Source organism: Methylobacterium bullatum, from assembly GCF_014845095.1.
Taxonomy (GTDB): Bacteria; Pseudomonadota; Alphaproteobacteria; order Rhizobiales; family Beijerinckiaceae; genus Methylobacterium; species Methylobacterium bullatum.
The window spans coordinates 1-7,406 of sequence record NZ_NKUG01000228.1 but is presented as its reverse complement, the minus strand read 5'-3'; the positions used below and the strand labels follow the sequence as shown (position 1 = coordinate 7,406).

Below are 7,406 nucleotides of genomic sequence, written 5' to 3'. Positions count from 1 at the left end.
GTGGTCGGGCGACCCTCCTGCTGCCGAGGCCGGCAGAGCCACCCCCACCCTCGGTCCCTCCCCACAAGGGGGAGGGAGGAGCGCGTCGCCACTCGGTCCGGTGCGAGCCACCGGATCCGAGGCCCTAGGGCAAAACAGGCTCAAGAGCCCTTCTCGGCCTTGGCCTTCACGTTATCCAGGCCGGCCTTGTAGAGGCCGAGGACGGCCGCCTTGGAGGCGTCGTCGTTCAGGTCCGGCGGCGGATCGTTGTTCATGTAGCCGCGGTAGAACGCGCCGCGCCAGGTGACCTTGGTCTTGGCGCCGTCGCCCTCGACCTCGATGGTCGAGGAATAGTCGTTCACCGGCAGCGTCTTCACGTCCACCTTGGTGATCCGGTACATGTAGGTCTTCTTCTCGGCGTCGTACTTGGCGAGCTCTTCCTCGACCGTGGCGCCGCCCTTGAGGGTCAGGACGCGAGTGGCCTTGACCTCGTTGCCGCCCTTGCCCTCGGTCTTCTCGACGACCGGAATCCAGCTGGCATCCTGGAAATTTCCGAGCACGGCCCAGACCTTGTCGGCCGGGGCGTTGATCTCGATGGTCTGGGAGACCTTCTGGCGGGTCGGGCCATGGGCCTGCGCCGCAAAGGATACCGTGGCGAGCGCCGCCACGGCGGCCAGCGTCTTGAATCTCATCAACCCTGTCTCCTCGGGAACGCACCGTCTAGGGTGCTTGGGGGGCTCGTGCGAGAACCGGCTCGCCGCGCCCGAGGGCGGCGGCGACCTTGTCCTCGATCCAGTCCCAGGCCTCGCGCTCGGCGGGCCCGGCTGTCTTGGATATCGCGATGGCGTGGTAGCGCATCTCCGTGAGGATCTTGTCCGGCTCCAGCATGTGCAGGCGCGTCGACAGGATCGCCGCCTCCAGCACCGCAGCTTGAGCGCGGTTGTAGCCGAAGAACGGCATGTGGCTGGCGCTGTGTACCATGCGGGCACGGTAGCGCGGGCGCGTCGCATCGTCCTCCACAGCGATCACCTCGAACTCGGCATGGCCGAAGCTCTCGGCGAGGCGCCGGCCCGGGATGCGATCGCAGGGCAGGGTCGCCCAGTCGCGCCGCCCGGTGACCGCGCCGGCGATCACCCGCACGTCGCTCGGGCTCGACGCGGCGAAGACCGGGTTGGCGTCGAGGTTGAGGATGGTGGGCGAGGGCCGGAATGGGGCGAGCACCCACTCCTCGCCCTCGCGGATGAGGCCGAAGGGCACGAGATGCAGGTCGCCCGCGGGCGAGGTGGTGGTGACGATGGTCTCGAGGATCAGCGGCATCGGATCAGGACTCGCCGGCGGGAACGAGCTTGCCGCAGACGATGCGCGCGCCCCTGTCGCCCGTGGCCTCGGTGTCTGAGGACTTGGCCTCGCCGGATTCCACCAATTCGGGCTTGCCGGCATCGGCCTCCACGGGCGTCGCATCGCGGGTGGTGCGCTCCGCGCCGCCGGGGCCGGAATGCTTGGTATGCCCGGCCTTCTTGAAGGCGGTGGTGTCCTCGACCTCCTCGTCCGCGGCGACGCCCCAGCGCAGGGGCTCGTCCTGGACGTAGCGCTTGCCGAGGCGCCAGGCCGTCTCGGCCTTGGTCAGCTCGCCACCGAGATAGAAGGCGTGGGCCCCGTCGGCGGCGACGTCGAGATCGGGAAAGAACGCCATGGCATCGGTGCCGATCGTGTGGACGTCGCGGTTGAAGGCGTGGATGCCGTCCTCGGCCACCGCGATGCGGTAGTTCGGGTCGCGCACCTCCGCCGCCTGGGCCGCGATCTCCTCCGGGGTCTGCACGAAGGGGCGCTTGTCGTGCAAGGCCAGCAATTGGCGTCCGTAGCCCTTGGGCAGGGCGGTATCGGCCTTTGCGGCGAACATCACCCGGCGGGCGGCGTCGTGCTCCTCCACCGTGCGCCGCGTGTGGTTGGAGACCTGCACGATTAGGACGTTGCGGATCGACAGTTCCGAGCACATGCCGACCAGGAGGGCGGTGACACCGAGGCTGTCGGCCTCGGTGAGTTCGGTGAGGTTGCCGGTGCCCATCATCATGTCGATGCCGGGCCAGCGCTTGCGCGTCTCGTGATAGCGCGTGATCGACTCGACGAAGCCGAAATGGATCGGCTCCAGGATCGGGTCGGCCATGTAGGGCCGGCCGGCCTTCTCCATGCGCTCGATGGCGCGGTCGAGGGAGGGCAGGTCGTCGGGCCGCATCGGCACCAGGACCGGCACCGCATCGGTCTCGAAGGCGAGGTCCAGGGTCTCCTCGTTGAGGCTGAGGAGAAAGTCGGCCCCGGCCTTCGCCCCGCGGGTCAACTCGTCGAGGGAGAAGGAATCGACGCTGACCTTCAGCCCCGCCCCTTTCAGCAGGCGCACGCACTCTTCGAGATGCGGGAACTCGGTGTCGGGCAGGCCGCCGAGATCGATCACGTCCGCGCCGCGTCGCGCCAGGTCGAGGCCCTTGGCCAGGATCTGCTCAGGCGTCATCTTCGAGGCATCGACGATCTCGGAGAAGATGCGCAGATCGTGGCGTGAGAGATCGACGTTGCGTCCCGCGAGGCCGAGATAGGCCGGAAGGTCCACCACCTCGTCCGGCCCGCGCTCCACCGGCAGGCCGAAATGGGCGGACAACGCCTCCGGATTGGCGCGGCAGCGGCCCGGCAGGACGATGCGCGTGGCGCCCTCTGGGATCGTCACGCGACGGCGGATGATCTCCTCGGTCATCAGGGCCGCCACTTTCACGCCCGCATCGGCGATGCTCCAGGCGAAGCGCTCGGCCGGCAGGGTCGCGGCGACCTTCTCCAGGCGCGCCTTCGCCATCCGGCCGGTGATGAAGACGAGATGTTCGGGCGTGCTCACGCGGCGGCCCTTACGATGTCCGCGCCCGGACCCCGGATCACGATCTCGCCAGCGTAGGACGCGGCGAAGGCGGGAAAGGCCGCGTCGACCACGCCCATCCGGACGAGGTCGGACAGGCTCGCACCCGCCGGGCGATCGATGGATTTCACCAGGATGCAGCGGGGTGCCCCGAGTTCGGTGGCGAGCCAGAGGGCGAGGGTGTCCGACGTGACGTCCCAGGTCTCGGGGATGGAAGCATGCCCGTCTTTCAGCGCGACAGGGTCCCAGATGACAGGCGCCTCGGCCGAGCGGGCTTCCCTCACGCTGCGCACGATGGCGAGGCGCGGCTCGCCCTCCGAAAGCACCTCCGCCATCCGGCCCATGGCATCGAGGGCGAGGCGGTGGGCGAGGGCGTCCGAGAAGCCCAGCCGCCCCTGGGCCTGACGCACCGCATCGGCGAACGGGCCGCCGCCCGGCACGACGACGCAGCGGCCCTCGCCGCCATCCGCCAGTGCGCCGAGAAGGCGTCCGAGCCGCGCCGCGTCCGAGACGAGGCTGCCGCCGAGCTTCACGATGGTGGGAGGCGCGCCCGTCACGCCGCGTTCCGCCGGTCGAGCCCGCGAAGAGTCTGCACGGCCAGGGCCACGCGCTCCGCGTCGAGGCCGCGCGTCCGGTCGCTGCCGAAGCAGAGGCCGCCACGAAAGCCGAGATAGTCCGGCCGGTGCGCGGCGAGGACGGCGATGTCGGCGATCGTCAGCGATCCCGCGAGGCCGGAGAGCAGGCCATGCAGGCGGGCGTCGGCGGTGAAGGCCGAGAGGCGAGGGGCGGGCAGGAGGTCGCCGAGGCGCCGGCCGTCCTTGGTGGCGGTGTCGATCATCACCCCGGCAAAGCCCGCCCCGGCGAGGCGGCCGACGAGGTCGTCCGGCATCGGTGCTCCGGCGAAGAGGACCGCGATCAGGCGGCCGGGGGCGGCCCGCGCCGCGGCGGCGAGGGCGTCGTCGTCGAAATCGGCCCGCACGGCGACCTTGACGTAGCCGATGCCGGTCCCGGCCATCGCCGCCACCGATCCGGGCAGGGAGGCGGCGTCCTGCGGCTCGCCGGCCACCGCGCTGCTGACGGCCACGTCCGCGATGGACGCGACGATCGCCCGGACCGTCTCGACGGGGAGCGCCCCGAGCGCGCCCCGGACGGGGTCCTTGGCATCGACGAGGTCGGCGCCCGCCCGCGCCGCCATCACGGCCTCGTCCGCGTCGCGGACGCTGACGAGGAGGCGGGGACGCGCGCGCAGATCGGATGACATCGGCTTCGACACGGAATGATGGGGCAACGGGAGACTCAGGATCGGTTGGGCAAGGGTTCGGCCAGGAGGCGGTTCTTGACCACCCATCGCATGGCATGGGCCCATGTGTCGTCGGTATCGGCCCGGATCACCACCTGTCCAGCCCGCACGACCTTGCCGGAAGCGGCGTCCGAGATGAGGACGTAGAGATTGAAGATCTGGTTGGAGCCCTTCTCCACGAAACCGTTGACGGCGAGATCGGCCCCGAGGGTCTTGGCGATGGTGGCGGCGCAGCCCTCGCATTTGAAGAGGGGAGCCTGCTTGGCGATCTCGGCGGCCTGGGGCGCCACGTCCACGACCTCCACCGCATTGCCGGCGGTGAGCGCCTTGCGGAGCTCCTCCGTGACCAGGGCGAGGCGTCGAGCCTCGTCGGGACGCGCCTTGCGGCCGCCGACCACACCCGGATCGTTGAGCTCGATGCCGAAGATCGCCGCCTTGTCGGGAGCGGCGAGGGCCGGTCCTGCCAGGAGCGATCCGGCCAGGATCGCGGCCAGGGCGAGGGCGGCGGGCCGCATCACCGCGCGTCCGAGGCCGGTTGGCGGCAATGACTTCACGGACTTTGGCATCATGGGCGTGGCGCGACGAGACCTGACGAATGGGGACATGGCGAACCTGTGTCACGATCGATGCGGCCTGCGGCGGACACCGCGCCCGAGCCTTCAAAGTCGAGCAGTGACCGGATTTGACAAGTCGTGCAAATCGGCTCGCCGGCGCGGAGCGATCTCGCGTGTATTCGTGTCCATCGGCGCGCAAGCGACGCTCCGCCGCGCCTTAGGGTTTCCTTATGCTTCCGCGATTGAGCGTATGCGCGCAATGTTGTTAGCGTGCCGACCGTATGAACGCATCGCTCCTCTCCCGATCCGCCGCCCTCGTCCTCACGCTCGGCCTCGGCGGCACGGCGTCCCTCGCGGTGGCGCAGGAACCGGCGGCCTCCGCGCAGGCGGCGGAGGCCGCTCCGGGTGACACCCATATCGGCCTGATCTACCGGCCCGAGATCGCGCCGTCCTCCTACGATGCCGAGGCCGCGCCGGAGGATGAGGGCGTCGCCGGCGCCCGCATGGCGGTGAAGGACAACAATACGACCGGGCGCTTCACCAAGCAGACCTACGCCCTCGACGAGGTCGCCCTCACGGAGGGCAAGAGCGCCGTCGACGCCGCCCGCGACCTCGTGGGCAAGGGGATCCGCTATCTCGTCCTGGCCCTGCCGGCCGACGAGGTTCTGGCGGTCGCCGACGCGGTCAAGGGCGAGGGCGTGACCGTGTTCAACACCGCCGCGCCCGACGACCGCCTGCGCGGCGCCGATTGCCGCAAAAACGTCTTCCACGTGATCCCGAGCCGGGCGATGCAGACCGACGCGCTGGCGCAGTTCTTCACGCTGATGCGCTGGCGCAAGATGTTCCTGATCGTCGGCCCCAACGACAACGACAAGCTCTATGCCGACGCGTTCCGGGCCTCGGCCAAGAAGTTCTCCCTGAAGATCACCGCCGAGAAGCCCTGGACCTTCGGCCCGCTCGCCAAGGCGCGGGGCGACACGCCGACCCGCTCCGAGGCGATGGTCTTCACCCGCGGCGTCGATTACGACCTCGCCATCGTCGCCGACGAGGCGAACGATTGGGGCGACTACGTCCCCTTCCGCACGGTGGACCCCCGGCCGGTCGCGGGAACGCAGGGGCTCATTGCGGCCACCTGGCACCCGACCCTGGAGACCTGGGGGGCGGCGCAGGCGCAGAACCGCTTCCGGCGTCTCGCCGGCCGGCTGATGCGGCCTCTCGATTACCAGGTCTGGGCGGCCGTGCGCTCAGTGGGCGAGGCGGCGACGCAGAAGAAGACCGCCGATCCGGTCGTGCTCGCCCCCTATTTCGCCGACCCGGCCTTCAGCCTGCCCGCTTACAAGGGTGTCTCCTTGACCTACCGTCCCTGGGACCACCAGCTGCGCCAGCCGATCATCGTGGTGCAGCCCAAGGCCATGGTGACCGTGGCGCCCGAGCAGGGCTTCACCCATCAGCGCACGCCGCTGGACACCCTCGGTGTCGACCTTCCCGAGACGGCGTGTCGGTTCTGACGGTCCGCGAATGTTCGGGGATCTGCGAATTTTCGCGCCCGTCCTGCGGCAACGCGCTTGCGTTCCGCGTGCAGGCATGCGCTCCCCGTCAGGACAAACTGCACTATAATCACTGTCAATCGCGCAAAGAAGCGATGCCCAGGGAGAAGACGGAATGAGCTTCGGCTTCAAGGCAGGCGTGTGTGTGGCCGCCCTCGTCGGCGCGACGATGGCTCTGAGCGCCACCGCGCAGGCCTACACGGTCTACGTGACCAACGAGAAGGCCAACACCGTCAGCGTCATCGACACGGCGACGATGGCCGTGACCGGAACCTGGAAGGTCGGTCGGCGCCCCCGCGGGGTGACGACGAGCAAGGACGGCAAGGAGCTGTTCGTCTGCGCCAGCGACGACGACCGCATCGACGTGCTCGACACCGCCACCGGCAAGGTGGTGCGCTCGCTCCGCTCCGGACCCGATCCCGAGCAGTTCATCTTGGGGCCGGGCGGCAACCCGCTCTACGTCGCCAACGAGGACGACAGCCAGGTCACCGTCATCGACATCGAGAAGAACAAGGTCCTGGCCGAGGTGCCCGTGGGGGTGGAGCCGGAGGGGATGGGCCTGTCGCCGGACGGCAAGATCCTGGTGAACACCTCCGAGACCACCAACATGGCGCATTTCATCGACACCACCACGTTCCAGGTGATCGACAATGTGCTGGTGGATGCGCGACCGCGCTTTGCCGAATTCACCTCGGACGGGAAGTTCCTCTGGGTCTCGGCCGAGGTCGGCGGCACGATCAGCATCATCGACGTCGCCGCGCGGAGGGTGATCAACAAGATCGCCTTCAAGATCGCCGGCGTGAACGAGGAGGCGATCCAGCCCGTGGGCATCCGCATCACCAAGGACGGCACCAAGGCCTTCGTGGCCCTGGGGCCCGCCAACCGCATCGCGGTGATCGACGCCAAGACCTACAACGTCGAGAAGTACCTGCCCGTGGGGCAGCGCGTGTGGCAGCTCGCCTTCACGCCGGACCAGAAGTTTCTGTTCTCCACCAACGGCTCCTCCAACGACGTCTCGGTGGTGGATGTGGAGGCGAACAAGGTCATCAAGAGCATCCCGGTGGGATTGCTGCCCTGGGGCGTGGCGGTGTCGCCGAATTGAGGTGCACTTCCCCTCCCCCTTGTGGGGA

Annotated in this window: 8 protein-coding genes; 2 read left to right on the top strand and 6 right to left on the bottom strand. The window is 69.2% G+C overall.

Annotated features, from left to right (window positions below):
• Positions 1 to 140: 140 nt before the first annotated feature.
• Genes MBTS_RS22440 through MBTS_RS22415 form a run of 6 tightly spaced genes read right to left on the bottom strand, consistent with a single transcriptional unit; the run spans position 141 to position 4,690 of the window.
• Positions 141 to 671, bottom strand: a complete 531-nt coding sequence (locus tag MBTS_RS22440; protein WP_056149525.1) for an SRPBCC family protein — start codon at positions 669 to 671, stop codon at positions 141 to 143.
• Positions 672 to 699: 28 nt separating this feature from the next.
• Positions 700 to 1,296: a DUF447 domain-containing protein gene (locus tag MBTS_RS22435; RefSeq protein WP_192216524.1), complete on the bottom strand. Its 597-nt coding sequence runs from the start codon at positions 1,294 to 1,296 to the stop codon at positions 700 to 702.
• 4 nt (positions 1,297 to 1,300) lie between these two features.
• Entirely contained in the window at positions 1,301 to 2,857 is a 1,557-nt protein-coding gene (locus tag MBTS_RS22430; RefSeq protein ID WP_192216523.1) for a DUF6513 domain-containing protein, read from the bottom strand.
• A complete protein-coding gene (locus tag MBTS_RS22425) occupies positions 2,854 to 3,432 on the bottom strand; it encodes an amino acid kinase family protein (protein ID WP_192216522.1) in 579 nt (192 codons plus the stop codon). The genes MBTS_RS22430 and MBTS_RS22425 overlap by 4 nt, the downstream gene beginning before the upstream one ends.
• Positions 3,429 to 4,136 carry a (5-formylfuran-3-yl)methyl phosphate synthase gene (locus MBTS_RS22420; RefSeq protein ID WP_192216521.1) on the bottom strand — a complete coding sequence of 236 codons (708 nt, stop codon included), beginning with the start codon at positions 4,134 to 4,136 and terminating at the stop codon, positions 3,429 to 3,431. Before MBTS_RS22420 ends, MBTS_RS22425 begins: the two co-directional genes overlap by 4 nt.
• Before the next feature lie 35 nt (positions 4,137 to 4,171).
• Positions 4,172 to 4,690 carry a DUF3280 domain-containing protein gene (locus MBTS_RS22415; protein ID WP_192216525.1) on the bottom strand — a complete coding sequence of 173 codons (519 nt, stop codon included), beginning with the start codon at positions 4,688 to 4,690 and terminating at the stop codon, positions 4,172 to 4,174.
• Between the two features lie 320 nt (positions 4,691 to 5,010).
• Between MBTS_RS22415 and MBTS_RS22410 the strand changes: the two genes are divergently transcribed.
• Together MBTS_RS22410 and MBTS_RS22405 are read left to right on the top strand one after the other, a co-directional pair.
• Complete coding sequence (locus tag MBTS_RS22410) at positions 5,011 to 6,237, top strand: ABC transporter substrate-binding protein (protein WP_192216520.1); 1,227 nt, start codon at positions 5,011 to 5,013, stop codon at positions 6,235 to 6,237.
• A gap of 154 nt (positions 6,238 to 6,391) precedes the next feature.
• The gene (locus tag MBTS_RS22405) at positions 6,392 to 7,378 is read left to right on the top strand and encodes a YVTN family beta-propeller repeat protein (protein ID WP_192216519.1); all 987 of its coding nucleotides are present in this window, start codon (positions 6,392 to 6,394) and stop codon (positions 7,376 to 7,378) included.
• Positions 7,379 to 7,406 lie beyond the last annotated feature (28 nt).

What these genes read in the sequence shown, in the direction of transcription:
- MBTS_RS22420 (WP_192216521.1), bottom strand. Translation starts at nt 4,136, where the DNA reads ATGTCATCCGATCTGCGCGCGCGTCCCCGCCTCCTCGTCAGCGTCCGC.
- MBTS_RS22410 (WP_192216520.1), top strand. Translation starts at nt 5,011, where the DNA reads ATGAACGCATCGCTCCTCTCCCGATCCGCCGCCCTCGTCCTCACGCTC.
- MBTS_RS22415 (WP_192216525.1), bottom strand. Translation starts at nt 4,690, where the DNA reads ATGCGGCCCGCCGCCCTCGCCCTGGCCGCGATCCTGGCCGGATCGCTC.
- MBTS_RS22405 (WP_192216519.1), top strand. Translation starts at nt 6,392, where the DNA reads ATGAGCTTCGGCTTCAAGGCAGGCGTGTGTGTGGCCGCCCTCGTCGGC.
- MBTS_RS22440 (WP_056149525.1), bottom strand. Translation starts at nt 671, where the DNA reads ATGAGATTCAAGACGCTGGCCGCCGTGGCGGCGCTCGCCACGGTATCC.
- MBTS_RS22435 (WP_192216524.1), bottom strand. Translation starts at nt 1,296, where the DNA reads ATGCCGCTGATCCTCGAGACCATCGTCACCACCACCTCGCCCGCGGGC.